We start from the raw sequence: 26,843 nt of genomic DNA, 5'->3' as shown, positions 1-26,843 counted from the left end.
ATACCAGATCATCAGGAGGGAATGACATGAGCAAAGAGATCATCAAGGAAAACGTCGTAGCTGCGCCCACCTTGTTTATCGGTGTTGGCGGCACCGGCTGCAACATCGTCAAACGGGTGGCCGAGATGTGCCGCCCCGGCGAAAAGGAAAACATCAATTTTGTCTGTCTGGACACCAACGTCAACGACCTGTCCGACATTGCCAAAAGCAGCGCCCACATCTACTATGTCCAGACCTCCAACACCCAGACCGTGGGCGACTACCTGGACTACGATCAGGACGCTCTGAAAAACTGGTTCCCCAAGAACGCCGTCATGTACGACAAGACGGTTTCCGAGGGCGCCGGTCAGGTGCGTGCCATCTCCCGTCTGGCCCTCAACGCCACCATCAAGACCGGCAAGCTGAAACCGCTGTATGACGCCATTGACGACCTGTTCCGCAAGGACGGCAAGGCCCTCAAGCAGGCCATGCGTATTGTCATTGCCTCCACCGCCTCCGGCGGCACCGGCTCGGGCATCATCCTGCCGCTGTCCATGATCGTCCGGGATTATGTTAACACCAAATATCCCAACACCTCGCTGATCGTGCGCTCGGTGATCCTGCTGCCCGAGACCCTGGACAGCGTCATCGACTCCACCGCCGAGCGGGAGAGCCAGCGCCGCAACGCCTACGCCACCATCAAGGAGATCAACGCCTTCATGATGAAGGGCTCCGGCTTTATGGACGTGGGCGACAGCGATCTCAGCCGCTATAAGGATCTGCACATTGATTTTGCCAATCCCGGCACCAATGAGCTCAAGCGCCTGTCCCTGCTGCCCTTCGACTTCTGCTTCCTGATGGACGGCCAGAACGCCGAGGATACCACCATGGCAAACCTGGAGCAGTATAAGGCCCAGGCCGCCCAGGCCCTGTACGAGCAGAACATCGGCCCCATGCAGGCCAACGCCTTTTCCGTGGAGGACAACATCATCAAGGAGATGTCCAACCCCGGCAATCTGGGCCGCAACCGCTTCGGCGGCATCGGCGCCGGCGTGATCCGCTATCCCTATGAGGATATCGCCGACTACATTGCCTACGGCTGGGCCATGGACAGCATCGGCGGCGAGGGCGACGTGGCCAAGTGGTCCAAGTACGACCACGCCTATGATGTGGCCAAGCAGGACGCCATCAAGAAGGGCCTGTCCCAGAGCGAGATTCCCACCCGCGGCGAGGTATATACCGGCAAGCTGCGTACCGCCACCGACAATTTCTCCAAGGATCTGAACGCCCGTTTCCTCAGCGACGCTGACAAGCGGATCAAAAACTTCTTTAAGGCCGTGGATGAGGAGATGATCGCCTCCCTGTCCACCGACTCCGCCATCCGGGCCACCCGGGACGCCGCCAATGCCCTGGCCACCGAGATCGACTATGAAGACGAAAATAACCGGGGCCACGCGGTGGAGAACAAGGACAAGCTGCGCAACTATGAGGCCATGCTGCGCTCCCGGGCCAAGAAGGTGGCCGCCAACGCCGCCGAGGCCCTGTTCATGAACGAGAACAAGACCATCAACGAAAAGCGCCCCTGCACTCTGGAGTTCCTGCTGAAGAACGCCTTCGGCGAAGTGTGTCACCCCAACGCCGCCCGCTATATGCTCTACCAGGCCAAGATCGAGATGGACAAGCGGGTGCGCACCACCACCTCCACCCTGCACAATGTGATTCTGCCCCGGCTGGAGCTGTACGCCCCCGACGCCTACGACACCGGTATGTTCGATCACGAAAAGACCAAGCGGGTGGAGGCCAACCTGGACGATCTGTGCTCGGCGGAGCAGGACCCCGACAAGCGCAAGGCCATCCCCCTGTTCTCCGGCGGGGATAACAAGTTCTATGAAAAGCTCAACGAACTCTTCCCCGACTATCACAAGCACATCCGGGAATTCGGTGAGTGCACCGCCAAGCTGGAGGCCTATACCTTCGGTTCGGAGTACCTGGACGACCTGTGCAAGATGTATGAGAGCTTCTTCTTCTCCTTTGGCGATAAGGTGCAGGCCCTGGAGCGCCGGCAGGACGATATGGTGGACGCTCTGAAGTTCCGCAAGGGCGACTCCACCTACAATGTCTGCGCCACCCGTGACCTGCTCAATGAGCTAGTCCGCTCCACCGCCCACCAGAGCGAGGAGGGCTCCATGCTGGAGTCCGATCTCAACGGTCAGATCTTTGACGCGGTAAAGTCCAACGTGTCCTTTGATCGTGAGATCCGCAACGCCGACATTGTGGAGAACGACCGGAGCATCGATATTTTTGACGACATCCTGCTGGGCTACTTCAAGAAGGATGTACGCCGCCGGTGCGACGCCATCGACGTCAACATCATCGAGGCCATCGCTCTGGAGAACCGGCTTCTGTCCCGCCTGAAAATGCGTGAGGAGATGCAGGACAGCAGCAAGAAACTCATCGACAAGGTAACCAACGAGGACAACGTCCGCCATATCTGCCAGGTCATCGCCATGGGCGAGCGTCTGGCAGCCCCCAGCATCCAGCGTCTGCGCAACGAGGAGGCCCGCGAGGTCAAGCTCAGCGCCTACAACAAGTCCCTGCTGGATATGCGGGCCTACCGCATCACCGACCTGCTGCCCAAGGGCTCGGCGGTGGATACCATCTCCCGCTATGAGCTGCACTTCTTCAACGCCCTGTACAACCTGACCCCCGATAAGCTGAGCAAGTTCTCCTGCTACAGCGAGTCGGAGACCGGCGTGAAGAACGCGGGCCTGTACCACAACGCCTATGTGACCTATTCCCGAAACATCGGCCCAGACTCCACCAAGAACTCCCTCATCTCCACCCACATCGACAAACGTTGGGACTCCCTGTCCGCCATGCCTGAGCTGGACTTTGGCTTCCAGGAGCGGCAGATGATGAAGATCCACCAGGCGCTGATCTACGGTCTGATCCACAAGGTCATCACTTACCGCTTTATTTCTACCGCCGCCGGCGGCAAAAAGGTCTACAAATATGAAAATTCCGACGAGCGCTATGTGGATATGATCGTCTCCAACGGCACCCTGTGCGACGAGTTCTACGAGATCCTGGACTCTCTGTACATCAGCCCCGCCGTGGTGGAAGATATGGAGAAGATCAAAGAGAAGAAGCGCGCCCGGGATAAAGTGCGCAACTCCAACTACGCGGGCACCACCTTTGCCAAGGACCTGGCGGAGTTCCAGCTGGACATCCTCCACGACGGGGAGACCAGCCTCTTTGAGATCCCCATCGCCTACTACAACTCTCTGCCCAGCAGCCTGCGCTTTGTCAATGAGATCTCCGGCTTGGTCAACGCGGTCATCCAGACCTTCAAGGACGAGCTGGCTCAGTGGGAGAACCCCAACGACGCCAAGTTCCTGCTCTGCGACCTGCTGAAGAAGCAGTTCATGCTCATGGTGGACAACTTTGAGCAGTATGAGACCCTGAACCGGGGCGGCAAGGTGTCGGAGAATCCGGTGATCGACATCATCTACCGCCGGGTGCGGGCCAGCTTCTCCACCGCTCCCGAGCCCGACGACTATGAGCAGGCTCTGGAAGAAATGAGAGCCCGCCTCCGTTGACAGCTTTTGCGTGACACCGACTGAACAAAAGCTTGGTAAACGGAGGTGAGAGGATTTGTTCACAGTCGTGATCGCGGAACAGGAGCACATCGACAACATCAAAAAGTGCCGTGTATTCCTCCAGCCGTTTATCGACGAGACGCGTCTGTCGCTCTGTCCCTGGTTTCCGGAAGAGACCACGCTGGCCGACTCCGTTCCCAAACTGGCCCAGTGTGTGGCCGGACATCAGGAGTGGCGCGCGGTCGTGGTGTGTGACGAGCAGGGGTTGGACCATAAAAACCCCTTTGATATCGTTCCCTTCCAGATGCCCCCCTACGACCCCGGCGGGCCGGAGGAGGACGCGCCGCAGCACACCTATCTGGATCGGCTCCGTCAGGCCAAATTCCAGGCCTTTGAACAGGCCGCCCGGCAGCCGCTGACCCGTCTTATGACCCACCTGTGCGAAAGTCCCCTGGTGACCCGGGGAAAAAACAACGCCTCCGACGACCCTGAATTTGCCGAGTATCTCGCCGAGAGCATCCGCAAGCAGGAACTGCGCCAGCAGATCATCGGAGAGGAAAAGCTGAATTTTTCCCGGCCACAGGAAGTAATCTGTATCGCAAAACGCACCTACTGTCCTCAGGAAAGCGATATCACCACCGCCTGGACGCCCAACGAGGACATCCAGTATTCCAGGTTCTACGACTGGAACCTGTACTTTGACAAAATGCGCTACCTGTTCTTTGACATTCTGCCCAAGGAGCACCGGGATTACGGGTTTGAGTATATCAAGTTCCTGTATGTCCTGCTGATCTTCTCCTGCAATGAGACCCCCTCCGGTGCCCTCAAGCCCAATCGGGTCTTTCGCCTGGGCTGTGAAAACAACGAACAGGCCCTTCGGATGCTGCTGGCTCAGTACGATGCCAAGCTGGCCAACACCAGCGATCTGCTGACCCAGCACATCCAGCAGATCCAGTCCACGGAAAAGGCCCGGCTCAGTGACCGGGACGCCAAGCAGATCTTCTGCGCCAACATCAACGTGCCGGTGCTGTTCTCCCAGGAGATCGACCGCACCGACCTCTATTCCAAGCCGGAGGAGCTGGGCCTGGCCACCGACTGTCCGGAGGACGAGGCCAGCAAATGGGCCGGCACCTATATGACCTCCCGGCGCACCCTGCAGCGGCTGCTCAAGCAGCCCCGGCGTGCCCTGAAGAGCGCGGTGACCGACCTGCGCAGGCTCAACCAGGTGGATCTGGACCGGGCCTGGAACCTGAATGAATTTCAGGTGGAGGATGTTCAGGAATACACCCACGAAGAGGAACTGAACATGGTGACCACCGACACCCCAGATTTTTTCCACATGGACAAATATGAGGGGGAGATGGAGGAACACAGCAAGGCCATCCACCGCAAGATCGAGACCCGTATGACCAAGGGAACCACCGTTGCGCTGGGTCTGACTGTGCTGGTGCTGTATCTGCTGGGCTTTCTGCCCCTGCTGCTGTCCAATTTCTCTGAGGATGAGAGCCGCTTCTGGACCCTCATCCTCATGGGCGGCGCCGCCGCTGCCCTGGTGGTGGTGGGTGTGATCTGCCTGTTCTGCCTGCGGAGCGCACTCCGGAAGCGTTTTCGGGACTACAACGATCTGATGGGCCGGATCTCTATGGATCTGGACCACTCCACGGCCCAGTACTCCCACTATCTCAGCCACGCCTGCAACATTATGCGGGGCTTCCAGGTCCTGAATTTCCGCAACCAAAGCGGCGATCCGGACAGTCAGAAGGTCCGTGTCCTGAAAAAGCACATGACGGACATCCGGCGGATCCGGGAGGAGCTGCGGGAAGTGTTCGGCGTATACGTGGACAGCTGGACCGTCGGCGAGGCGGAGCAGGTGGGCGCATATACCTATGACTTTACCCGGACGGTGGATTTCTCCTATCCCGTGCCCTACACCGAGGGTATGCGCCGTCAGATCGAGTTCCTCCAGCCCGGCAGCACCATCCAGGTGCCTGTGGACTTTATCAATCGCATCACCATCAGAAGGGAGGAGCTGTATGATTGAGACTATCATCCGGCTGGCATGGCTTCTGTTGGCACTGCTTCCCTTCCTTCTGCTGGCCCTTCTGAATAAAAAGGCCAACCTGAAACGGGCTGTCCGGGACCGGCAGTTCCCCATGCCGGTAGTGACATTGGTATATTGCGTCCTGCTTATCATCTTCCTGGGGTGGATTAGCCAATGGATCCTGACACTGATGGAACTGCTGGCCGGATTCCTGACCAGCGCCGGCACGGAGCTTACCCAGGCCATGGACGGCGCCTTAAGTTGGCTGGGTGAGTTTCTGCAAAACATGGGTGCGGCTCTGTCCAACCTGCTGGAAACGGTGGACCCCGCCTATATCCTGCTCTTTGTGGGCAACACCCTAATCCTGTTGGTCCACATCCTGCTGAAACGGATTCTGATCTCCATCTTCCAAGTGGTCTTCAAATCCGGCGGTAGTCTCCACGACCTGTGCGCGGAGCTCTTCTACGAGCAAGACGAGGAGAGTTCCTTCTGGTATGTCCGCAGCCACTTCGGCCAGGCCCGCACCTATCTGAAAACCATGTACTATGCCGCCATGGCCCTGTCCGCCGCACTGGTGCTCTTCTCCTGCGAGCTCTATCGCAACGACCTGCTCTCTGTCCCCTTCTATCCCGTATTCGGCCTGCTGATTGTGGGCGAGATCTACTTCTTCGCGGATGGACTGGACCGCCAGGAGCTGACCAGCTACCTTACCGGCGAGGCGGACCACGCCAACAGCGTTACCAACTATGTCCTGCTCCGGAAGGTGCTCTCCAAGCTGTTTGGAGACAAGCTGGGGGCGGAAAATACCACGGTGGACTCCGGTCTGCTGGCAGCCCGGACCAACGACGCCCTGCTCCAGCAGCTGGAGCAGAGCGACGACCCCAAGGTGGAGGCCTACGGCCGCTTTATGCGGAAGAAGGTGCACAGCGGCCTTCAGCTGGACCACAACTACCTGGCCTCCGGTCTGGAGCTGCTGCAGGAGCGCAGTATCCTGTTCAACAATCCCTTCTACTACGATCTTATCCCCTATGTGTTCTACCCCATGAACCGGGTCATGCTCCGCCGCAAGAAGGTACTCATTATTTTGGGCCGCCACTCTGTGGAGGACGACATCATTGCCTGGTGCCAGGAGGGTCTGGCCTCCATCTCCAACATTCCGGGTATGTGGAACATCGGCGCGCTCTCCGACGCCCCCCAGGCGCTGGATGTGGGCATCATCAGCCGCTCCAGCGTCCACGACCTGGCCCTCCATGAGGCCAACGACGCCTTCTTCCAGGACGTGGAGTTCGTGGTGGTGGTGGAACCCTCCAAGCTAGTGACCACTGCCCAGATCGGTCTGAACTCCATCATGCGCCGCTGCCGCCAGGACGGAAAGCAGATCACCTTCTGCTCCACCGATAAAAACTGCGACGGCCTGGTAGATGCCCTGTCCCATATCCTGCTGTCCAGCTTCACTGAGGTGTCCGCCACAGAGCACCACAAGGGGGTCTCCTCCTATATGTGCTGGGACGGAGACGGCGACCACTTGCAGCACCGCCTGCTGCCCAACCTCTCCCGCTATCTGGGCGTAGGCACCGAGCTGTCCTTCGCCGCGCTGAAAAATCAGGTGCCTGTAACCGAATGGTATGGCGGCGAAAGCTTCCCGGTGGTGGATATCCACTGGATCGCCAAGCAGTACTACTATGATCTGCTGCACTATGCGGAGCTGCCCACCTCCCAGGAGGCCATGGACGAATACTTCCAGACCACCCCCAACCTGTGGAACGCCCGGATCCGGGAGAACCACTTCCTCACCGTAGAGGATGAGGGGAACAATATGTTCGAGATGAAGCGGCTCTTCTCCACCCGGGCCCGCAACCAGGGCTTTGTCAACATCATCTCGCCGGAGTATTTGCTCAAGGACTATATGCTGGAGAACGACGGCATTTTCAACGCCGATCCCAAGGCCATCCCCTATATAGTGGCCGACTATGCCTCCACCCAGCGCAATATCATCCTGCGGCTCTGCCTGCGGATGAGCACCGGGCCGGTCAAAGAGGCGGACATCCAGCAGGAGCTGATACTGGGAGACATGGACCAAGGAGAACTGCCCGGCAGCCTGTGGCATAACATCTGCCTGTACTGCGGCAGCCGCGGTATCAGCCGCACTGACAAAGCTGGCAACGAATGTCTGGTCTTCTCCCACGGAGAGGCTGAAACCGTCTTTGGGATCGATACCCTGCAGGTCAAAAAGAAATACTCCCTGGAGCAGGGCCGGATGGAATTGCTGTACTCCATCACAGATCCCAAGTTCATCTCCATCGTGCTTGGCGATCTCCGCAACGCCGGCTACATCGCCGAGGACGAAAAGGGCGAGAAGCACTACCTGGGCGCGGAGCTGCGGGGCCATGTGTTCCAAAAGTACCTGCCCGGCCAGTTCTTCACCTTCGGCGGCAAGTACTACGAAATGCTCCGGGTCACCAGCGCCGGTCAGGTGCTGGTACGCCGCGCCGCCGACCACATCACCGGCCGTCCCGCTTACCGCCAGATCCGGAATTACTACCTCTCCAACGTGGTGGATTCCGAGGCCATGGGCGACCAGATGGACATTGCCGGGATGCACATCGTCCGGCAGTACGCTGACATTCGGGTGGAAACCCCGGCCTACTGGAAGCTGGATCAATACAACAACTTCGCCGGGGGAAGCGTGGTCTCTATCAACGGCGTGCCCAACCGGGTCTATCAGGCCAAGCAGCTGCTGCGGATTACCCTGCCGGACCGGGATGGTATGCTGACCAAGGAGATCTGGGGCACGGTGGCGCTCCTCTTCAACGAGATCTTCCGCACCCTCTTCGCGGAAAATCAGCCCTACATCGCTGCAGTCATGCCCGGTGAAGCTGCCGCTCCCACCACCTACAGCCTGCAGGGTGAAAACGGGACGGAGCTGGAGGACGGGTGCATCTACATCATTGAGGACAGTCAGCTGGACCTGGGCCTTCTGGTCACGGTACAGCGCAGCCTCAACCGTATCTTCTCCATACTCTGCGATTATCTGGACTGGCACATGGAGGCAATGGATCTAAGCATGAATCCCCCTCCCGCTCAGGAGCCCCCCGACTTTACTGCGCCTCCCGCCGAGGAAGAGCCGCAGCCGAAAAAGGGCTTCTTCAGACGGCTGTTCCAGAAGATCGGCAACTTCTTCCGGAAGCTGTTCCGCCGCAAGCCCAAGGAAAACACCATGCCGCCTCTCATGAGCACCGCTCCGGGAGGTTTGGGTACCGAAGCCCCACCTTCCGACGATACCTCTGTGACAAAACAGCCAGAACCCACCTCTCCCCTTCCGGAGGAACCGTCCGCTGACCACCCCGCCGAGGCGGAAGCCGCTGTTCCTGATGCTGGTGACAAGGTTTCCGATCAGGATGTTCCTGCTGCTGAACCGGAATCCACCTCTTTCCTTCCGGAGGAGCCCCCCGTTGACCAACCTGCCGAGACGAAAGCCGCTGTTCCTGATGCTGGCGACAAGGTTTCCGACCAGGATATTCCTGCCGAGGAAATTGCCGAAGATGCTGACCCGGCTCCCATCCAAGAGAATCCGGCTCCGGTTGAGCAGAACTCCCTTCACTTTGAGCCGGAACAGGTACAGGCCGGCGGCGGAAGCCCCATTTCCCGCAAGCCCTACCACCTGCGCTGCTATCTGCTCTACGGCGGTATCCAGGTGCCGGAGCAGATCGACGTACAGGGTACCAGAGATTACCTGGAGGCCCTGGGCTTTGGCAACAGCGAGCTTAAGCAGGCCCGGGCGGGCCGGGACACCGCCGAACGGATCGGCCAGGATATCCTGCGGGACGGCAGCCGCTGCTGCGACTTCTGCGGCGTAGAGCTGACCGGAACCGAGTATGAGATCCTCTCGGACGGCCGGGACCGCTGTATTACCTGTAGCCGAACGGCAGTCAAAACCGAGGAAGAATTCCGGGCCATCTACCAAACCGTGGTGCAAAACCTGGAGATCTTCTACGGCGCTAAGATCTCGGCGTCGGTCCGGGTGGAGATGGTCAACGCGCAAAAGCTCCATCGGCGGCTGGGCAAGCGCTTTGTTCCCACCGGAAAGAGCGACGGCAGAGTGCTGGGCGTAGCCATCCGGGACAAAAAGGGCTATACCATACTGGTGGAAAACGGCGCGCCCCGGATGCAGTCCACCATGACCATCGCCCATGAGCTGATCCACATTTGGCAATACCTCAACTGGGACAGCAAAGCCATCCTGAAACTGTACGGCAAAGCCCAGGAAATCGAGATCTATGAGGGCATGGCAAAATGGGGCGAGATCCAATATGCCTACCTCATCGGCGAACGGGCTCTGGGCAAGCGTGAGGAGCTGCTCACCCGTATGCGGGACGACGAGTATGGCCGCGGCTTCAACAAATATCTGGCCCGATATCCGCTCTCCACCGACGTGCAGCTGCCCGGTCAAACCCCTTTCACCGACAAGCAAAAACCCCTTTAAGGTAGTGAAAACACGCCCCCTGTACGGCAATTTGCTGTACAGGGGGTGTGTTTCTTTATCATTGTAAAGCGCTGTTTTTCCTGCTATAATGGCTTTGCCCACATCAATCAGAATGATGCCGCCAGCTGGCAGATTTGGAGGATGCGCTATGAAAAAAATGACCTGTGGCCTCTCCGCTCTTCTCCTTTGTCTGGGCCTTCTCTCCGGCTGTACCTCTCAGCCTGAGGCTTCCAAACAGGATACCATTCCCTTTGAGGACGGACAGTACTATGCTGTGGCCTATCTGGGATATCAGCAAATCGATGATTTGGACTACTATGTGGAGCATTATCTGGATCATGACAGCCTGCCCATTCACTACCTCTCTGCCGGGGACTACTATCTGGTGATCCCCAGATATACGGGTATGGAGCTGTCCCTGTACCGCAACGACCTGGAGACCTCCCAACCTATTCTGATCTACCAGGACCCGGATTGTGAGCCCTTTATCCTCCAGTGCAACGCCAGCGATATCTTCGCCGACGCAACCATCCGTCTGACCTACGAGGACGAGACAGTGGAATTTTCCCCCTTTATCTCTTTGAAGGACGGCTCTGTAGACATTGGAATACAGGGACTGGATATCACCAAAGATTCATAAATGGAGGCCTGCCATATGACCAAAAACGACGCTTTTCTGCACCTGAACGATCTGCTGCCGGCAGACATCGCCCGCCGGAAGGAGATGGGCGACCTGGCAGGCGCCATCCGGCTCATCGACCAGCGTTTGGCCAGCCATACCCAGCCTCTGCTGGCTCCCCGCCTGGAGGCGGAGCGGCTGCGGCTGACCCGTCTGCCTCACGACTACCCCTACTCCCGTGCCGAGGCCCTGGCTATGATCCAGGCAGAGTGGCCCCAGTGCACGGAGGAACAGTTTGACACTCTGGTGGACCACGGGCGCATTGACTGGCGCATGATCGACGGAGAATTGCGGTGTCAGGAGCGGTTCCTGGAGTCCCTTCGTATATACCCCAAAGAAGCCCCCGGTCTCATACAGGAGCCCCAGGATCACTCCGCCCGGGACGCCGTGTTGGCCAGGATGGAGGCTGAGGGTGCCCTTGCTGCCCGCATCACGCTGCGGGCCACCATCCGCTCCCTGGCGCCGGTAACCGGGCAAGAGGTTCAGGCCTGGCTGCCCATCCCCGCCGCCTGTCCCCAGCAGAGCCAGATTCAGATTCTGGACCACACACCCGGCGGCATAGCCGCTCCGGAATGTGCCCCTCAGCGCACCATGTGGTGGCGGACACAGGGGGTGGATACATTCTCCGTAACTTACCGCTATCTCATTCGGGCCCAGTATACCGACCCCATGACACTGCCGCTGGACCCTGTTCAGCCCACCTTCGATCTGGAGGAGCAAGCTCCCCACATCGTCTTTACCCCCTACCTGCGGGCACTGGCAAAAGACATCTGCCGGGGGTGCTCCACACCGGCAGAAAAAGCCCGGGCTATCTATGACTATGTGACCGGCCAAGTGGACTACCGCTACCAACCCGCCTACCTCCAACTAGACTGTATCGCCGACCAGTGCGCCAAGACCCTGCGGGGAGACTGCGGCGTATTTGCCCTGCTCTTTATCACCCTGTGCCGCATCTCCGGCATCCCCGCTCGTTGGCAGAGCGGCCTGGCCGTCCGGCCGGACAGTGTTAGCCCCCACGACTGGGCCATGTTCTATCTGGCGCCCCATGGCTGGCTGTGGGCAGACTGCTCCTTTGGCTCCTCGGCCCGGCGCAATGGAGAGACCGAGCGCCGCCGGCACTACTTCGGCAGCCTGGACCCCTGGCGTATGGTGGCAAACAGCGCCTTCCAGGCGTCTCTGACGCCACCCGTGCAGGATTGGCGGCAGGACCCCTATGACAATCAGGTAGGCGAAGTGATGGTGGGCGGTCGGGGACTGGATGCCTCGGAGCGGGAGACCAGCCAGGATCTTCTGGAGTTTGAGCTGCTGCCCGGAGAAACCTGATAGGCATCCTACTGTCGGAGGACTCATCCGACCTTCCGGGCCATTGTAACCAGGGCCCCGCTCCTTGACAGGCTTCACCTAAAACGATAAAATAATAAAAAAAGGAACTAAGGCGTGGGAAAGATGAAGGTTACACCACAGGAAAAAACCATATTGGACGCGGCCCTGGAGGTCGTAGCAAGGGAAACCATCAGCCGAACCAGGATGCGCCTGATCGCTGAAGAAGCTAGGATGTCCCAGTCCAATCTGCACTATCACTTTAAAACAAAAGATGCACTGATGAAGGCACTCTTCTGCATGATTCAGGATACGTTTACAGAGCGTCGCAAGCAGGATGCTGTGGATCCGGACACACCCGTTGAAAGTCAGATCGCGCATTTCTTCCAGGAGCCCAGACGCCTGTTGGACGAGGACTGGCGCTATGAAACGGTACAGATCGATTTCTGGCTGTATGCTCATACAGAGCCGGAGATGCAGGAGTTGTTTGACGAGAGTTATGAGGGCTGGCGGGAACAGGCCATCCGCCTGATCGCGCAGGCTTATCCCGAAATTCCCGCCGAAACCCAGCGGGCACTGGGCTATATTATGGTATCCATGTTCGTAGGCGCCGTCATGCAGATCATGAATCGTGCCGACTTTGATTTGGATCGCTATTTTGAGGTATGCACAAAATTGATCCTTCTGGAGCTAAACAAGCTGCATCAAGCAGGTTGATTGGTTCCTACACAGAAAGCGCCCCTGGAAAGAGATTCTTTCCGGGGGCGCTTTTATCATGCCTGTACAGTTGATGGAGCGGTGTGAAGGTATTCCATGAGCATATCGCAGCAGAGGGACGCATACAGGTCCAAATCTACTGTCAGCTTGGAATTCAGCACCTGAAGGGACTCTCCCATCATCATGGAAACCATGATATGAGCCAGAAGGGCGGCCGTTTCTGCTTCTACTGCAGGATCATACAGACGAATGGTTTCTGCAATATGCTTTCTCCAGATCTCATAAGACTGATAGAACTCCTCGTTGATCTCAGGATCCACCCGTCCCATGCACCAATAGTCAAACTGTGTTCTGTCATATTGAGGTTCTTCCTCAATAATCTGCTTTTTCTGCTCAAAGAAACCAGCCAACTTATCTGCCAGGGTATTGGAGTGTTGGTTGAGTACCGCCTCTCGCTTTTCTGAAAAGTTTTTCTGGATATAACGCAGCAGGGCCAGCAGCAAGTCCCGTTTTGTCTTGAAATAGTAGTGGAGATTGGACTGCACCACTCCGGCCTCCTCTGCGATCAAACGCATACGGGTCCCGTTGAGTGTTTCCCTGTCTACCACCTCAAACGCCGCAGCCAGGATCGTTTCTTCCATAGGATTATATTCCATGATCGGCATCCTCTTTTCTGCCATCCATTTCGTATCATCAGTATATCAAACCGGTCGTAAAAAATCAAATCCATTAAGCTGACTGATTAGTTGATTTATTCTCTGGGATGTGATATATTTGCCATACACCGGCACAAAGCCGTCAGAAATGGAGGATCATTATGGAAGTCATCAAGTGGAGCGCCAACAAAATGCCCAAAAGCGGGGACCAGCAGCTGAGCGTCATGGCTCTGGATGAGGTGCAGCGGGCCCGCAGATTTCACCAGAGTTTTCCCCAATACGCTGTTACCCCTCTTGCCATGCTTTCCCGTATGGCCGGACAGCTGGGGCTGAAGGATGTGTTTGTCAAGGATGAGTCCTATCGGTTTGGTCTGAATGCCTTTAAAGTCCTGGGCGGTTCTTTTGCCATGGCCCGGTACATCGCCAAAGAACTTGGTAAATCTGTAGACGAGATGAGCTATGATTACCTGACCAGCAACCAGCTCAAGCAAGAATTTGGACAGGCCACCTTCTTTACCGCCACAGACGGCAACCATGGCCGCGGTGTGGCGTGGGCTGCCAACCGCCTGGGACAAAAGGCCGTTGTCCATATGCCCAAGGGCAGCAGCAAGTCCCGCTTTGACAACATTGCCCGGGAAGGTGGCAAGGCCACCATTGAGGAGGTCAACTATGATGAATGTGTACGTATTGCCGCCGCTGAGGCCGCGGAAACCCAGCGCGGCGTCGTAGTGCAGGACACCGCCTGGGATGGCTACGAAGAAATCCCTGCCTGGATCATGCAGGGCTACGGAACCATGGCTATGGAGGCCGCCGAGCAACTCAAGTGCCTTAGTGCCGCCCGTCCCACCCACATTTTTGTGCAGGCGGGGGTAGGCTCCCTGGCTGGTGCAGTGGTAGGCCTCTTCCACAATCTTTTCCCCGAAAATCCCCCCAAAACCATCATCATGGAAGCCCAGGCCGCCGACTGCCTCTACCGGGGTGCCGTGGCAGGTGACGGACAGCTACGTACCGTGGACGGCGATCTGCAAACCATTATGGCGGGCCTGGCCTGCGGAGAACCCAATACAATTTCCTGGGACATTCTGCGCAATCACGCTTCCTTCTTTGTCTCCTGCCCGGACTGGGTGGCTGCCAAAGGTATGAGAATGCTGTCCGCCCCCTGCAAAGGCGATCCCCAGGTGGTTTCCGGAGAAAGCGGCGCAGTGGGAATGGGCCTGCTGTCCACTTTGATGGAGAACGCGGAGTACCGCGAGTTGCGGGAGGCGATCGGCCTTGATGAAACCTCCAGCGTACTTCTCTTTTCTACCGAGGGCGACACTGATCCCCAGCGTTATCGCGATATCGTATGGAACGGGGCCGATATCTCCGTCTGAATGTCTAAATTTCTTTTGATTTTTTTGTCCAGAATAGAAGATTGACACAAAAAGAGCTTTGTCATATAATGAGCGCAGAAAATCTGACTGACTAATCAAACCAATGCGAGCCACAGGCTCGTTTTAAATGGCCTCAAATTTGATCAATCAGTCAGTCTAAAACGGAGGGAAATATTATGGTAACTTCTATGGGCGGCAAGCACCTGATCACTCTGCAGGAATGGACCAACGAAGAAATCGATACCTGCCTGGACACAGCTTATGATCTGAAACTGAAATTCGCTCGGAAGATTCCCCACGCAAGCCTGCGGGACGAGACCGTATTTATGATGTTCTTTGACGAGTCCACCCGTACCCGCAACTCCACCGAGGCCGGCGCCACCCAGCTGGGCGCCCACGCCCACTTCCTGGATGCCAGCAAGATGCAGATCCAGCACGGCGATTCCGCCAAGGATACGGCGATGATCCTCTCCAGCTACGGTCACGCCATTGTCTGCCGTCACTGCGGCTGGGGCGTGGGCAACGCCTACATCCGTGAGATGGCCAAGTATTCCAGAGTGCCCGTTCTGAATCTCCAGTGCGACCTGTACCACCCCATGCAGGGTCTGGCCGACCTGATGACCATTCAGGAGCATTTTGGCCGCACCAAAACCCAGGGCCTGAAGGTCTCCATCATCTGGTGCTACGCCACCACCCACAAAAAGCCCATCTCTGTGCCCGTCACCCAGGCGCTGCTCTTCCCCCGCTACGGGATGGAGGTCACCCTGGCCTATCCCGAGGGCTACGAGCTGCCCGACTGGGTGATCGCTCAGGCGGAGGAGAACGCCCGGAAGAACGGCGGCACCATCCGCATCACCCACAACATCCGTGAGGCCTTTGAGGGGGCCGATGTGGTGATCCCCAAGAACTGGGGCAGCTGGTACGCCGACAGCAAGAAGGTTCCCACCGATGAGAAGCGCGCGGGCAACACCACCCTGACCCAGGAGGAGCTGGAGCGTCTGGCAAAGAATAAGTCCTGGAAGTGCACCCAGGAGCTGATGGATCTCACTTCTGAGAACAGCATCTATATGCACGCGCTGCCCGCCGACCGGGTCAACGAGGTAGAGGACTCCGTCATTGATGGTCCTCACTCCATCATCTATCAGGAGGCCGAAAACAGACTGCATACAGTCAAGGCTGTTATGGATCTGACCATGGGTGGCAGACGCTGAGTAAAGGAGGAGTTTTCATGGATATCTCCACGAATGCCGCCGGGCTGAAGCTCTCTTCTCCCCTGCTCCCCGGCTCGGGCCCATTGACTGGAGACGCCGAACGGATTCTCTATCTGGCCCGGCAGGGACTGGGCGCCATCGTAACAAAGACCATTGCCCCTGAAGCAGCGGAGGTGGGCCGCCCCTGTATCGCAGGCAACCGGACCATGATCTTCAATTCCGAAGCCTGGTCGGAGCATCCCGCATCCCAATGGATCGGGGAATACCTCCCCGAGGTACGCAATCAGTGTGACACGCCCATCATTGCCAGTGTGGGGTACGACGACGAAGACCTGAAGCAGATGGTCCCTCAGCTGGAGCCGCTGGTGGCCGGATATGAGTACATTCCCCGGTATGTGGGCAAGGACTTCGACGAGGTCAAGCGGATCGTGGCAGTGCTGCGGGGCCTCACCAAAAAGCCCGTCTGGGTCAAAATGAACGCCAATATTTCTGATCCCGTAGGCTTTGCCGCCTCCTGCCGGGAGAGCGGCGCGGACGGAATCGTGGCCATTACCTCTCTGGGGCCCAATATGGTCATCGACATTGAGCACCGCCGTCCCCTAATCGGTACGGCCGACGGCTATGCAGCTACATTGTGTCCCCAAAACAGAACTACTAGATTCAGATATGATACACGGAAGAAGGGTAACTTGCAGCTTAATAAAAACTTAGAATTATAATTCAAAATGCACAACCAATCATTTGCTTAACTTGAAACTTGTAAAACTTGCCTCATCCTGCTATCATATGTGTGTATCTTGACTTATGTTAAGTTTGAAGAAAGGAGGCCTTCGAATGGAGCGCGAAACCTTGAAGTATCCCATCAATCCCTATCAATACGTCCGCTATGTCATCGGGGCAAAGTGGAAAATGACCATACTTCATGATATTCATTTATATGACAGCGTTCACTTCAATGAAACCGCTAAGAATCTTCAGGTCTCCGAAAAAGTACTCAGCAAACAACTGCGGGAACTGGTAGATGACGGTCTGGTAACCTGCATACAATATGATACCATTCCGCCCCGTACCGAATACCAGCTGACTCAGTGGGGCATGGAGTTGATCCAAGCCTTGGATCAACTCTATATCTGGAGCGTCAAACGGCTGGACAACCTGGGCCTGCCCATTGATCCGGATGCTTTTTTTGCGCATCAGGATGAAAAATACACGGAACACCTAGGGCATATTATGGCCCGTCAAGACAACTGGCGTTCTCCTTCCAAGTTGAAAAAGTTTTGGCCGGAGGATTGGTTAAAGCAAGGCGAATCTGATTCGGAATAGCCACAGGTATGTACAAACCATACAATTTCCTTTCACTTCTCCTTTTCCTTTTTGCATTTTTTATAATCTCAAATATGACTTTTTGATTTAGAACGGGCTGCTTTTCTCGGAAAGGCAGCCCGTTCTGAATTTATGGAATGCCTTGCGCTTACCCTGTGGAAAGTACTGTCCAAAAGGCCACTAGTGCCGAACGAGTCTATCAGACCTTTGACCAATATCGCTGAGGGGGAAACGAGAATGAACGTAGAGCGCAAGAATCTTTCCGCCGATGTACTGGTCATCGGCGGCGGCATTGGCGGCCTTACTGCTGCCTGCAGCATCAAGGAATGCAATCCCGATGTAGATGTACTCATTCTGGAAAAGCAAACCGCCGGATACAGCGGCAAGGCCAATAAGGGCGGCGGCGTATTGCAGTATTTTGATCTGGAACACATGAACCCGATGGATTTTGTGGGTTTCCATGCCAATACGGTCGGCGCATTCTTTGGGGATCAGGATCTGATGCTTCGCTATGTCTCCATGAACCATGAAATGCTGGAAAAGCTGGAGTCCTGGGGTGTTCGAGTACCCCGTGATGAGAAGGGCAGCTTCCGGGTAGTTCGTACCGGTCCCATGACCGGCATGATTGGCGTGGACCTGGATATCACCCTGAAAGTGCGCGCCACCGCTACCCGACTGGGGGTGCGTATCATGGACAAGATCACCATGACCGACCTGCTTACTGCTGAGGGCAAGATTGCAGGCGCCACCGCCTACAGCATTCTGGACGGCACCTTCTATACCGTTTCTGCCAAGGCCGTGGTTCTGGCCACCGGCAGCCAGGATTACCGGCTGGTACCCATGTGGTCCTCTGCTCGTGGCGATGGTATCGCTGCCGCCTACCGTGCGGGGGTCGAAATGCGCAACCCGGAGTTTGGTAACTTTGCCCAGCTGCTGAAAAAGCGCACCCATCAGGAGATCGTATTCGGCGAGAACGTCATGTACAATGGTCTGGGAGAAAATATCACCAAGAACTTCCGCCGCTTCCGGGAACCCGATATCAACTCCAACGCCATTGCCGAGTGGTACAACGAAATGAGCGCCGGTCGGGGCCCTGTAGTGCTTCACACCCAGGAGAGCGGCGAAACCAAAAATGAAACCATGATGTTCACCTTGTGGGACCGTCCCTACGGCCTGCCTTTCTGGGAGACAAACTTCCGCAAGTGCGCTGAGAGCGGCGATGAACCGGAGGTTGTTCCTACTCTGATCGGTGAGCAGTCCCCTGTGAAGGTGGGGCACGATATGCAGACCAATGTTCCCGGCCTGTTTGCGATTGGTGACGTCTCCTAGGCGTGTATTTTGGCCTGCGCTCCGTGCTGGCGACCGCCGAGATCGGATGGGTCTGCGTCCTGTGCGCTTTTCCCTTCGCCCTCGGCGGCTTTTTCCAGTACAACGGCATGTCGCTGGAGCAGTTTCTACTTGCTTATATCCGCACGGAATTTATATATCCTCACCGGCTCGTCTTCAAATCGGACAACCTGTACGCAAAACTCATGGAGCGTTCGAGTATGAAGGAGGCCCTGAAGATTGATTAAAACCCTGCAAAATACATTAAAGCAGGACAAAGAACAATTTACCGTGCCAAAATCAGTACAGGACACCATCCCCATCCGCCGTATCTGGCCGGATGGGATCTTTCAGTTTGGGAGCAAGTTCTCCAAGTGCATCCGCTTTTCGGACATCAACTACGCCATCGCCTCCAAAGAGGACAAGACGGCGATGTTCCTGAATTACTCCGAACTGCTCAACGCGCTGGACACCGGCTCCACCACCAAGATCACCATCAACAACAAGCGGCTCAACCGCCAGAACTTTGAGAAAACCATCCTCCTCCCGCCCCGCGGGGATTTCCTGGACGGCTACCGGGCTGAGTACAACGCCATGCTCACGGACAAGGTCACCGACTCGTCCAACAGCGTGGTGCAGGAGCGGTACATCACCGTCTCCACCCACAAGAAAAATGTAGATGAGGCCAGAACTTTTTTTGACCGCGTTACCAATGATATCACCAGCCGGCTCAATAAACTGGACTCCCACAGCGAGGAACTGGACGCCATCGAGCGCCTGCGGATCCTCCACGACTTCTACCGGGTAGGTGAGGAAACAGAGTTCCACTTTGACCTGAAAGACAGCATGCGGAAGGGGGCCTCCTACAAGGACGCCATCTGCCCGGACAGCATGGAATTTAAGAAGGACCACTTCGTCATGGGCGATCAGTTTGGGCGGGTCCTGTTCCTCAAGGAGTTTGCCTCCTACATCAAGGACTCCATGATCAACGAACTGACGGAGCTGAACCGGACGCTCATGCTGTCCATCGACGTGATCCCCGTCCCCACGGACGAGGCGGTGCGGGAGATGCAGAACCGCCTGCTGGGTGTCGAAACCAACGTGACCAACTGGCAGCGCCGGCAGAACAGCAACAACAACTTCTCCGCCGTAGTACCCTACGATCTGGAGCAGCAGCGCAAGGAAACCCGCGAGATGCTGGATGACCTGACTACCCGCGACCAGCGGATGATGTGCGCCGTGGTGACGCTGGTGCATCTGGCGGACAGCAAAGAGGAACTGGACAGTGACACGGAAACCCTCCAGTCCATCGCCCGCAAGCACCTCTGCCAGCTCTCCACCCTTAACTGGCAGCAGGCGGAAGGGCTGGTGACGGCGCTGCCCCTGGGCCTGCGCCGCATCGACGCCCTCCGCACCCTCACCACCGAGGCCCTGGCCGTCCTCATGCCCTTCAAGGCTCAGGAGATCCGCCATCAGGGCGGCGTGTACTACGGGCAGAATGTCATCAGCAAGAACCTCATCCTCGCCAACCGCTGGGAGCTGCTCAACGCCAACGGCTTTGTTCTCGGCGTGTCCGACTCCGGCAAGTCCTTCACCGCCAAGCGCGAGATGGTGGGGCTGGCCCTGGCGGCGGAGAACGGCGCGGGCGGCCTACCGGACGATATTATTGTCATCGACCCGGAATCCGAATACCGGCCGCTCATCGAGGGCTTAGGCGGCGAGGTCATCGAGGTGTCCGCCACCTCGCCCAACCACATCAACGCAATGGACATGGAGCAGGGCTACGGCGACGGGGAGAACCCGGTGGTGCTGAAGTCCGAGTTCCTGCTGTCCCTGTGTGAGCAGCTCATGGGATCCGGGAAACTGTCTGCAAAGGAGAAATCCATCATCGACCGCTGCGCCGCCCAGTGCTACCGAGAGTACATCCGCAGGGGCTACACCGGCGCAGTGCCCACCCTGCAGGATTTCCACGCCGAACTGTTGCGCCAGCCGGAGCCGGAGGCGCGGGATGTAGCGCTGGCCATTGAGCTGTTCACAGAGGGCAGCCTGAACACCTTTGCCAAGCCCACCAATGTGGATACCGACGCCCGCATCCTCTGCTATGACATCCGGGACCTGGGCTGGCAGCTCCTGCCCGTTGGCATGTTGGTGGTGCTGGACAGCATCTTCAACCGCATCATCCGCAACCGGCAGCAGGGGCGGAATACCTGGATCTACATCGACGAGATCTATCTGCTGTTCCAGCATGAGTACAGTGCAAACTTCCTGTTCACCCTCTGGAAGCGTGTCCGCAAGTATCGGGCTTGCTGCACCGGCATCACGCAGAATGTGGACGACCTGCTCCAATCCCACACCGCCCGGACCATGCTGGCCAACAGCGAGTTCCTCGTCATGCTCAACCAGGCGGCCACGGACCGGACGGAGCTTGCCCGGCTGCTGAACATTTCGGATAACCAGCTCTCCTACATCACCAATGTGGACTCCGGACGCGGCCTCATCAAGTGCGGCAGCGCCATCGTGCCCTTTATGGATAACTTTCCCAAAAACCGGCTGTACCGCCTGATGACCACCAAGCCGTCTGACTCGGACGGCGGTCATGCGCCGGGGCGGGCTGCGTAATGCGGCCCGCTTTCATGGGGAGGCGGCCAAATGGATAAGATCAAGGAGAAACCCCAGGCGGCAACTTCCGTCCGGGAGAAGATCAAGGCCGCGCCGAAGGAGTTGGTCCATCGCGGCCTGGAGGATGGGACAGACCGCCTGCGGACGCAGCTCCGGGACGCCGCCCAGCAGGGGCGGCGGGATGACTACGGCGGCGACCAGATCGAGGATACCGCTGCGGGTGGCATGCGCCGCATGGAGTGCGGTGCGGAAAAGCTCATCAAAGAGAAACGGAAGAACCGTGCCTCCCGCGACGGCAGTTCTGCGGATTCCACCGCTGTGGATCCCGTGCCGGAAATCCGCACACGGGAGCATGAAAGCCGTGTCAACGCCGCAGCGGCAGACCAGCCGGCGGAACCGGTCGGAAAAGTCGGGCAGCGGATCAAGACCAAGGACGCATACCTGCGCGCTCAAACGGAAACGCAGGTTTCCGGCCTGTCACCAGAGCGCACCCAGGGCCAGCAGCCCTTCATCCGGGAGCGCGGACGGCAGGCGGCGCAGAGATCCGCGCAGGACAGAGCCGAGCGGATGCGGCAGCCGGCAGGCAGCGGGCAAGAGCCTGTTCAGCCTGTGAGAGATCGCCGGCCTCCCGGCAGAACTGCGCCTGGGAATGGGGGCAGGCGGGACGGGACTGTATCGCCCATGCGGCCAAAAACAGGGCCTGCCCAAGATGCCGCCCCCCTGCCAAAAGGGAAACGCAAAACACCTGCCATAAAGGAGGCGGGCCGGAGCAAGGTGGTGCATCACGCAAAGCCGGCTGCCGGCGCCCCCAGACAGGCGGTAAAGACAGCGGGCCATGCCGGGAGGACCGCCGCCCAGGCGGGACTCGGTGCCGCCCGTGCTGCACAGAGTGCCCGGACAGCCCGTGCGGCGCAGCAGCAGGCGGTCCTGTCCCGCCAGGCGGCAAAGCAGGCCGGCAGTGCGGCGAAAAAGGCCGCTGCCAAGGCTGGAAACGCCCTGCGGGCAATCTATGCCGCCGCCAAGAGCCTGATCGCCGCAGCGGCCGCCGGCGGTTCCGTTGTCCTCGCCCTGTTGGTGTTCATCTGCCTGATTGGCATGCTCATTGCCTCGCCCTTCGGCATTCTGTTCGCCAACGAGCCTGCAGACAGCAGCTCCGTGGCGCTCAGTACAGCCATCGCCCAGAGCAATGTGGAATACGCTGATAAGTTGGAGGAACTGCAGGAGGGGGACTACGACCAGATTATCATAGACGGCGCCCCGCCGGACTGGCGGGAGATCGTGGCGGTGTTTGCGGTGAAAACCGCGGGGACTAATGACGGCGTGGATGTGGTCACTCTGGATGCAGACCGGGTAGCACGGCTGAAGGAGGTGTTCTGGGAAATGACATCCCTCTCATCCGCGGTGGAAACCATAGACCACCCGGACAGCGACCCGGACGACGGCGAGGACGACAGCTGGACGGAAACCATCCTGACCATCTCCGTCACGGTAAAGACCGTGGACGAGATGCGGGAACACTACGCCTTTACCGACGAACAGAACGACATGCTGGATGACCTGTTAGAGAACCTCGACCTGCTGGGCGGGGCCATTGGGAATCTGGCCGTGACGGAGGCCGACGCCAAAGAACTGCTTGCCTCGCTGCCGGCGGACCTGAGCGCCGAGCGCCGGGAGATCATAGAAACCGCCTGCCAACTGGTGGGTAAGGTCAACTACTTCTGGGGCGGAAAAAGCCTCGTCCTCGGCTGGGATTCCCGCTGGGGCACCACCATGCAGGTAACTGCGGCGGGCAGCTCCACCACCGGCACCTACCGGCCCTACGGAATGGACTGCTCGGGGTACGTTGATTGGGTATTTTATAACGCCACAGGCGGCGAGTACATCATCGGCCACGGGGGAGGGGCATCCTCACAGCACAGTTACTGCACCACCATCTCTTGGGACGAGGCGCTGCCCGGCGATCTGGTGTTTTACCCAGAGGACTCCCATGTGGGCATCGTGGGCGGCAGGGACGAGAGCGGTAATCTGCTCATCATCCACTGCGCCAGCGGATACAACAACGTAGTCATTACCGGCCTGGAGGGATTCACCTCCATCGGCAGGCCGGTCTATTTTTCTGACTGAACTCAGGAGGGACCGCTGCGGGGATACATTCCCCGCAGCGGCCCTCCTGCTCTATAAAGGTGAGAGGGATCTGCCCAGCGTTTCCTGGGCGGATCCCTCTTGCTTTTATGTATGCAGCCACGTGGCCATATTCTTCATTTGCGCCAGAGCCTCCGCAGGCCCTTCGATACGGATGGCGCCGCCGAAAGTGAATACCCATGAGAAGAACGGCGGGGTGGGCGCCACATCCACGGTAGCCCGGAAGTGTTTGGCGTCCACCACCTCCGTATCCACGTCCTCTCCGAAGTGGTCTATGACGCTTCGCATGGTGCGGTTTTCACACAGCAGCGTCACCCGCCGAGGCATGTCGTGGTACATGCCAAAGGCCTCCCGGATGTAGGACGCCGGATCGAAGGACGGGTCTGCTATGTAGGGGGTATCCGACTCCTGGATGGCCGTCATGCGGTCCACCCGGAACTGGGCCAGTTTGCCGTGCTTTTCTGACCAGCCCACCGTATAGTAGAAATCCCGGTTCCAGATGAGTGCGTAGGGGCTGAACCCATAGCGATAGCCCTTGTGTTTCAGGACCTTTTCCTTTTTCGGCGTGTACTCGAAATACTGGAAGGAGATGGCCCGCTGTTCATGGATCGCCGTCTGGATCGTATCAATGGCATAGTATACGGCCTCGTTGTCCGGCTTGGCCGTACCGTCCATGTAGACGGGGCGGTTCAGGAGCGCGGCGTTGTGCCGGCTGGTGAGGTGCCCCAACTTCTCGATGAGGGCGGCGCTTTTCTTCTCCGTGATGAGGTGGGAGGACTCCACAGCGTCTACCAGCAGTTTCAGTTCCGGCAGCTCCAGCAGGCGGGAGCCGATGAAGTAGCGGTTTTGCGTGCTTTTGATGCAGATGATGTCCACGCCAGAGTCCATGAGCAGTCGAATATCGCTGTAGACGTTTTTCCGGGTGGCTTGGATGCCGTGGGATGCCCAAAATCGCAGAATATCTGTGCCGGACACATAGTGGTGCTCGTCCGTCTGTTCCAAAAGAAGTTGTAGCAATAGGAGAATTCGTGAGCGTGGATCGTTTTGCATGTTGGTCATCCTCAATTTCAAAGACACTCTTGGCGGAATGAGATCGATTTCCACAGGTTACATGAGTTGTTTCTTTAATTTTTGGAAACTCTCATCGCTGATAACATGCTCAATCCGGCAGGCATCTGCCTCTACGGTTTTCGGATCCACACCGGCGGCAATCAGACGTTCGGTAAAGAAACGGTGCTTTTCGTAGATTTGTTCCGCCACTTCCCGGCCAATGTCGGTCAGATGCAGGAAATAGTCGCCGTCCATCGTCAGGAATCCCCCGTCCCGCAAGGTCGCCACCGCATGACACACGCTGGGTTTTGTGACCTCCAGGTACCGGGCCACATCCACGGAGTGCACCATGCCTTTTTCCTTTTGGAGTACCAGCACGGCCTCCAGATAGTCCTCCCCAGATGTATGAAGTCCCATAACTCCTCCTATTACAATATATTTACGGTTCAAGGCACGGCAGCCAGCCGTGTCTTTTTCCGCATCGTTGCCAAAGCTGTTAGAATGAGAGAGTCTTGGCCTGATGTGTGCCTCCAAGGACTATTGCGTCCGTTTGAAAGTCCGTCAGCCAGCCTCTCGTTCGCAGCGTTCGATTTATGCAGGTTGAGCCGCCACATCGGTGCGCCCGTGTCATCAAATAGATTGGATAGGCAATGATGAAATGGCTGGACGCCAAAGACAAATCCACGATGAGGAACGATTCACATGAACAATGTGGCAGGGGTCGATGTTTCCAAAGGGAAAAGCGTAGTATCTGTTCTCCGCCCTTTTGGGGAAGTGGTGGCAAAGCCGTTTTCTGTTGGTCACACCGGCAGTGAACTCAAGGAGCTGGCAGACTACTTGAAAAGCCTGGACGGTGAGACACGGGTGGTCATGGAGCACACTGGGCGGTACTATGAGCCGGTGGCCCGTTTTCTCCATGAGGAGGGCATCTTTGTCAGCGCGGTCAATCCGAAACTCATTAAGGATTACGGAAACAACTCCCTGCGCAAAGTGAAAACAGACAAGGCGGATACCCGGAAGATCGCCCGCTATGGACTTGACAACTGGGCAGAATTGCGCCAACATACACCTATGGACTCGATTCGTATGCAGCTGAAAACGCTGAACCGGCAGCAGGGGCTGTACTCCAAGGCCAAGACGATGATGAAAAATAACCTTATGGACGATGATAGAATTAATCAAGAAAAGCACAACTGCAAATCAGAGAAAAAAGGGATAAAACTATTTGTTTTGTCGCTTGTAATCCTTATTTTCTTACCTATTACTGCCTTTGCAGTATTGGATTGGTTTGCGAGTTCCGATGCTCTTGCCATCGGAATTACAGGATACATACAAACTGTAATTGTCAATGGCGTTTTGGGACTATTGGCCGTGATTATAGCCCTCGTTTCTATGGTAAAACTGGCTCAGCCAAATAAATCGTTCAAGCAAATAATTGGAAGAACGGTTGTAATCATTGTGTGTGGGTGCTGCTTTTTTCCTTGTCCGCCCTCTAATCTTGGATATACCCTATCTCGAGCACCCGGAAGCCGCATATTTGGAACGGCTGGAATTTGATTATGAGAGGGGAATCGGGGACTATGGTTCAGACTCCTATTATTTGCGCGGCGTAGATATGACCGGTGAACGCCATTCGTTTGATATCAGTGAAAAGAGCTTCGAGGACGGGCGTGGGCTGTGGAGCGAGAACGACTACAATCTGTTTGCGAAAGTCACCTACCTGCCGCACACCTCCACCTTGATGACGCTCGAATTTATGACAGAACTCGACACGGCAGGGGCAGAATTGTACCCGCCATCCCCTGAACTCCCGAATGATTGGGAAAGTTTTTCTATCCAGATCAATGATACGGTTTATACATTACCGGTTCCCCTTGCGGCTTTCCTTGACGACGGGTGGGTGATTTCCGAGGAGGATGCCGGGCTTTCTTTGGCTGGCGCGGTTGGCCCAAATGCGTCCTATGAATGGGAATGGATCTCGTTGACTAATGACCGCGAACAGGTTGTTAGTATCTGTGTCTTCAACACCACTGAAAGCACGATATCCGTCGCCGAGAGCACGGTGGGAGGCATTCATGTAATATATGGTAACTACGACTTTTCCGGTACGGAACTACGCATTCCCTGCGGGTTGATGCTGGGATGGTCAACCAGAGAAGATGTATTAAAGCTGTATGGTCAACCAAACGATAGCTTTGAGGCAACCTATCGAACTGACACGGGAGCAATATAGACTGCGCCAGGTGCTAACCCGTTCGGTAACAAATACGCCCGCCCCGGCATGATGCCGGAGCGGGTGGTGAAGCAGAACCAATGCCATACGGA

The 26,843-nt window shown here is 57.2% G+C and carries 18 protein-coding genes and 1 pseudogene; 16 read left to right on the top strand and 3 right to left on the bottom strand.

Going from position 1 to position 26,843, the window contains the following annotated elements; genetic code table 11:
• The first annotated feature begins 26 nt into the window (after positions 1-26).
• The 6 genes from B5G42_RS11495 to B5G42_RS11470 all read left to right on the top strand — a co-directional run bounded on the left by B5G42_RS11495 (position 27) and on the right by B5G42_RS11470 (position 12,818).
• Positions 27-3,578: a tubulin-like doman-containing protein gene (locus B5G42_RS11495; RefSeq protein WP_087270483.1), complete on the top strand. Its 3,552-nt coding sequence runs from the start codon at positions 27-29 to the stop codon at positions 3,576-3,578.
• A gap of 55 nt (positions 3,579-3,633) precedes the next feature.
• On the top strand, positions 3,634-5,619 hold the full coding sequence (locus tag B5G42_RS11490; protein ID WP_087270480.1) for a hypothetical protein: 1,986 nt from the start codon (positions 3,634-3,636) through the stop codon (positions 5,617-5,619).
• Positions 5,612-10,102, top strand: coding sequence for a hypothetical protein (locus B5G42_RS11485; protein ID WP_087270477.1), 4,491 nt, complete (start codon positions 5,612-5,614; stop codon positions 10,100-10,102). The genes B5G42_RS11490 and B5G42_RS11485 overlap by 8 nt, the downstream gene beginning before the upstream one ends.
• A gap of 148 nt (positions 10,103-10,250) precedes the next feature.
• The gene (locus B5G42_RS11480) at positions 10,251-10,742 is read left to right on the top strand and encodes a hypothetical protein (RefSeq protein WP_087270474.1); all 492 of its coding nucleotides are present in this window, start codon (positions 10,251-10,253) and stop codon (positions 10,740-10,742) included.
• Positions 10,743-10,757: 15 nt separating this feature from the next.
• Positions 10,758-12,104 (top strand): transglutaminase-like domain-containing protein, encoded by a 1,347-nt coding sequence (locus B5G42_RS11475; RefSeq protein ID WP_087270471.1) that lies wholly within the window; start codon positions 10,758-10,760, stop codon positions 12,102-12,104.
• Between the two features lie 123 nt (positions 12,105-12,227).
• Positions 12,228-12,818, top strand: coding sequence for a TetR/AcrR family transcriptional regulator (locus B5G42_RS11470; protein ID WP_087270469.1), 591 nt, complete (start codon positions 12,228-12,230; stop codon positions 12,816-12,818).
• Between the two features lie 56 nt (positions 12,819-12,874).
• Here B5G42_RS11470 and B5G42_RS11465 read toward each other — a convergent pair whose 3' ends face one another.
• Complete coding sequence (locus B5G42_RS11465) at positions 12,875-13,498, bottom strand: TetR/AcrR family transcriptional regulator (RefSeq protein ID WP_087270466.1); 624 nt, start codon at positions 13,496-13,498, stop codon at positions 12,875-12,877.
• A 134-nt stretch (positions 13,499-13,632) separates the two neighbouring features.
• On the opposite strand from B5G42_RS11465, the gene dpaL reads away from it, so the two are divergent.
• The 8 genes from dpaL to B5G42_RS11425 all read left to right on the top strand — a co-directional run bounded on the left by dpaL (position 13,633) and on the right by B5G42_RS11425 (position 23,450).
• Positions 13,633-14,847, top strand: a complete 1,215-nt coding sequence (gene dpaL, locus B5G42_RS11460) for a diaminopropionate ammonia-lyase (RefSeq protein ID WP_206406186.1) — start codon at positions 13,633-13,635, stop codon at positions 14,845-14,847.
• Positions 14,848-15,023: 176 nt separating this feature from the next.
• Positions 15,024-16,058 (top strand): ornithine carbamoyltransferase, encoded by a 1,035-nt coding sequence (locus B5G42_RS11455; protein ID WP_087270460.1) that lies wholly within the window; start codon positions 15,024-15,026, stop codon positions 16,056-16,058.
• Positions 16,059-16,075: 17 nt separating this feature from the next.
• Complete coding sequence (locus B5G42_RS11450) at positions 16,076-16,777, top strand: hypothetical protein (protein ID WP_140399849.1); 702 nt, start codon at positions 16,076-16,078, stop codon at positions 16,775-16,777.
• Positions 16,778-16,892: 115 nt separating this feature from the next.
• On the top strand, positions 16,893-17,381 hold the full coding sequence (locus B5G42_RS11445) for a winged helix-turn-helix transcriptional regulator (protein WP_087270456.1): 489 nt from the start codon (positions 16,893-16,895) through the stop codon (positions 17,379-17,381).
• A 237-nt stretch (positions 17,382-17,618) separates the two neighbouring features.
• The gene (locus B5G42_RS18705; protein ID WP_242961211.1) at positions 17,619-18,710 is read left to right on the top strand and encodes an FAD-binding protein; all 1,092 of its coding nucleotides are present in this window, start codon (positions 17,619-17,621) and stop codon (positions 18,708-18,710) included.
• A 2-nt stretch (positions 18,711-18,712) separates the two neighbouring features.
• Positions 18,713-18,955 carry a PrgI family protein gene (locus B5G42_RS11435; protein WP_242961210.1) on the top strand — a complete coding sequence of 81 codons (243 nt, stop codon included), beginning with the start codon at positions 18,713-18,715 and terminating at the stop codon, positions 18,953-18,955.
• Positions 18,948-21,326 carry a VirB4-like conjugal transfer ATPase, CD1110 family gene (locus B5G42_RS11430; protein ID WP_087270454.1) on the top strand — a complete coding sequence of 793 codons (2,379 nt, stop codon included), beginning with the start codon at positions 18,948-18,950 and terminating at the stop codon, positions 21,324-21,326. Before B5G42_RS11435 ends, B5G42_RS11430 begins: the two co-directional genes overlap by 8 nt.
• Positions 21,327-21,356: 30 nt before the next feature.
• Positions 21,357-23,450, top strand: coding sequence for an NlpC/P60 family protein (locus B5G42_RS11425; RefSeq protein WP_164475023.1), 2,094 nt, complete (start codon positions 21,357-21,359; stop codon positions 23,448-23,450).
• 105 nt (positions 23,451-23,555) lie between these two features.
• Here the strand turns inward: B5G42_RS11425 and B5G42_RS11420 are convergent, their stop codons facing one another.
• Together B5G42_RS11420 and B5G42_RS11415 are read right to left on the bottom strand one after the other, a co-directional pair.
• A complete protein-coding gene (locus B5G42_RS11420) occupies positions 23,556-24,485 on the bottom strand; it encodes a helix-turn-helix transcriptional regulator (protein WP_242961209.1) in 930 nt (309 codons plus the stop codon).
• Positions 24,486-24,575: 90 nt separating this feature from the next.
• Positions 24,576-24,935 (bottom strand): metal-dependent transcriptional regulator, encoded by a 360-nt coding sequence (locus B5G42_RS11415; RefSeq protein WP_087270449.1) that lies wholly within the window; start codon positions 24,933-24,935, stop codon positions 24,576-24,578.
• A 285-nt stretch (positions 24,936-25,220) separates the two neighbouring features.
• On the opposite strand from B5G42_RS11415, the pseudogene B5G42_RS11410 reads away from it, so the two are divergent.
• Positions 25,221-25,679, top strand: a pseudogene (locus B5G42_RS11410) (IS110 family transposase); the annotation flags it as partial.
• A gap of 376 nt (positions 25,680-26,055) precedes the next feature.
• Positions 26,056-26,751 carry a hypothetical protein gene (locus B5G42_RS11405; protein WP_087270446.1) on the top strand — a complete coding sequence of 232 codons (696 nt, stop codon included), beginning with the start codon at positions 26,056-26,058 and terminating at the stop codon, positions 26,749-26,751.
• The last annotated feature ends 92 nt before the right edge of the window (positions 26,752-26,843 follow it).

Origin of the sequence: Flavonifractor sp. An91 (genome assembly GCF_002159225.1) — a bacterium.
Lineage (GTDB): Bacteria > Bacillota > Clostridia > Oscillospirales > Oscillospiraceae > Flavonifractor > Flavonifractor avicola.
The sequence above is the reverse complement of the archived record's forward strand: the minus strand, read 5'-3'. Positions and strand labels throughout refer to the sequence as shown.